Here is a 2,963-nt window from a genome sequence, read left to right on the forward strand (position 1 = left end):
CGGTGAATCCGCCGGGGCAGTGCCCGCCCGTCGCGGCGCCAAACCGGCCAGGCAGGTAACGCCGCGTGCCACACGCACCCCTGCCCCGCGCGCCGGGCAGGATGAGGCGCCCAAGGCATCGCACCCGCTCATCGACGGGTATCTGGAATACCTGCTCATCGAGCGCGGCCTTGCGGAAAACACCCTGGCTGCCTACGCGGCGGACCTGGCCGACTTTGCCGGTTTTCTCGCGCAGGGCGGCATCGACCTTGAAGCTGCCACGGAACAGACCCTGTTCCTGTACATCGTGGATCTGCGGCGGCGCGGCCTGACCAGCCGCACCCTGTCCCGCCATCTTTCGGCCCTGCGCGGGCTGTTCGCCCACGGCGTGGCCGAGGGCCGGCTTGCGGCAGACCCGTTGCGCTACCTGGAAAACCCCAAGCTGCCGCGCACCCTGCCCGACGTGCTGACCCGCGACGAAATGGCCGCTGTGCTGGCCCGGCCCGACCTTTCCGACCGGCTGGGCTTTCGCGACCGCACCATGCTGGAGCTGCTGTACGCCTCCGGCCTGCGCGTCTCCGAACTGTGCGGCTTGCGCCCGCTGGACTTCGATCCCATGACCGGCCTTGTGCGGGTATTCGGCAAGGGGTCCAAGGAGCGCATCGTGCCGGTGCACGACACGGCGGCCAAACTGCTGGCGGCCTACATCCGCGACTGGCGGCCCGCCTTCCGCCCGGTGGAGGACGCCCTGTTCCTGAACCGGTCGGGCAAGGGGCTGACCCGCCAGGCGGTGTGGAAGGTGGTCAAGCGCCACGTGGCCGAGGCGGGCATCCGCAAGGACATTTCGCCGCACACCTTTCGCCACTCCTTCGCCACCCACCTTCTGGACGGCGGGGCCGACCTGCGCACGGTACAGATGCTGCTGGGCCATGCCGACATAGCCGCCACGGAAATCTACACCCATGTGCAGGCCGACCGGCTGCGCCAGGTGCACCGTGCCCATCACCCCCGTTCGCGCTCCTGACCCGACGCCGCGCCCCATCTCAAGGACCACACGGACACCCACGCATGCAGCAGACCCCCAAGACCGCCGCGCCGGTGCTGATCACCGCCCATGCCAACGCAGACTTCGACGCGCTGGCCGCCATGGTCGCCGCGGGCAAGCTGTACCCCGGCGCCGTGCTGGTGTTTCCCGGCAGCCAGGAACGCACCCTGCGCAATTTCTTCATCGAAAGCGCCACATACATGTTCAATTTCCGGCAGGCGCGCGACATTGATCCGGAAAGCGTGGAAACGCTGGTCATCGTGGATACCCGCCAGCACTCGCGGGTGCCCCACGTGCACAACGTGCTGGCCCGCGACGACGTCACCGTGCACCTCTGGGACCACCATCCGGACACCGGCGAGGACCTTCCCGCCGCGTTCAGCCGCGTGCTGCCGTGGGGTTCCACCACGGCCATCATCGTGGCCGAGATCCGCGAACGGGGGCTGACCCTTTCCGGCGACGAGGCCACCATGCTCGGCCTTGGCATCTTCGAGGATACCGGCTCGTTCACCTTTGCCTCCACCACCGAACACGACTTTTCCGCCGCGGGCTGGCTGAAGACGCAAGGCATGGACCTGAACGCCATCGCCGAACTCATCGCCCGCGACCTGACCAGCGAGCAGGTGGGCATTCTCAACGCCCTGCTGGAATCGGCCACCACCCACGACATCAACGGCACGCTGGTGACCATCGCCGAGGCGTCCATGGAAACATACATGGGCGACTTCGCGCTGCTGGCGCACAAGATGATGGACATGGAGAACATCAAGGTGCTGTTCGCCCTGTGCCGCATGGGCGACAGGGTGCAGGTGGTGGCCCGCAGCCGCCTGGCCGAAGTGGACGTGGCCCAGGTGTGCACCTCGCTCGGGGGCGGGGGGCACCCGTACGCGGCATCGGCATCGGTCAAGGACAAGACCCTGCAACAGGTGCGCGACGAACTGTTCGCGCTGCTCTTTTCCGCCATCAACCCGCAGATGCGGGTGCGCGACCTGATGTCCTCGCCCGTGGTGGGTGTTGACGACGACCGTTCCATCGCCGACGCCGAGGAAACCATGACCCGCTACGGCCTGAAGGCCGTGCCCGTGTTCGCCTCGGGCACCCGGCGGTGCGTGGGCTACCTGGAGCAGCAGACCGCCGCGCGGGCCATCGCGCACGGGCTGGGGCACATGGGCGTGGCGGAATACATGCACCGCCGGGTGCAGACCGTGACGCCCAACGAAGACCTGTACAAGGTCATGGAAATCATCGTGGGCCAGCGCCAGCGTCTGGTGCCCGTTGTGGACCGGGTGCCCGCGCCGCATCTGGCGGGCAGCTATGGCGCGGACCGCCCCCCGGCGCCCACCCCGTCCGGTGTCGACGGCGACGAGGAGGCGCGAGACGTGGTGGGCGTCATCACCCGCACCGACCTCATCAATACCCTGGTCGAGGAACCCGCCCGCATTCCGGAAACGCTGCTGCCCGAATCCCGGCGCGAAAAGAACATCCGCTCCCTGCTGCTGGAACGCCTGCCCGACACCCACTTCCGCCTGCTGGAACTGGCAGGCAGGCTGGGCGATCGGCTGGGCGTGCCGGTGTACGCCGTGGGCGGCTTCGTGCGCGACATATTGCTGGGGCGGCCCAACCTTGACCTTGATGTGGTGGTTGAAGGCGACGGCATCGCCTTTGCCCGCGCCCTTGCCAATGAACTGGGGGGGCGCATGCGCGCGCACCACAAGTTCAAGACCGCCGTGGTCATCTTTCCCGCGTGGGAATCGGAAAAGGCGCGCGGCGGCAACGGTCGTCCCGACACCGCGCCCGATGCGGCACAAGACGCCGCGCCCGATGCCGGGCAGGACGTCACCCTGAACGTCCTCCCCGCCACCGGCATTTCCGGCACCACGGCCACCCCGCCCGCCCTTCCCGCTGCGGGCGACGCCTCCAACGAGGCCACGGCGGAAGC

General features: G+C 68.4%; 2 protein-coding genes. Both read left to right on the top strand.

Going from position 1 to position 2,963, the window contains the following annotated elements:
- The first annotated feature begins 130 nt into the window (after positions 1-130).
- Positions 131-1,003: a site-specific tyrosine recombinase XerD gene (gene xerD, locus FVW20_RS11260; protein ID WP_196609658.1), complete on the top strand. Its 873-nt coding sequence runs from the start codon at positions 131-133 to the stop codon at positions 1,001-1,003.
- Positions 1,004-1,047: 44 nt separating this feature from the next.
- On the top strand, positions 1,048-2,963 hold a 1,916-nt coding region (locus tag FVW20_RS11265), incomplete at its 3' end, for a CBS domain-containing protein (protein ID WP_231039053.1).

The organism is Nitratidesulfovibrio oxamicus, from assembly GCF_015731765.1.
Lineage (GTDB): Bacteria > Desulfobacterota > Desulfovibrionia > Desulfovibrionales > Desulfovibrionaceae > Cupidesulfovibrio > Cupidesulfovibrio oxamicus.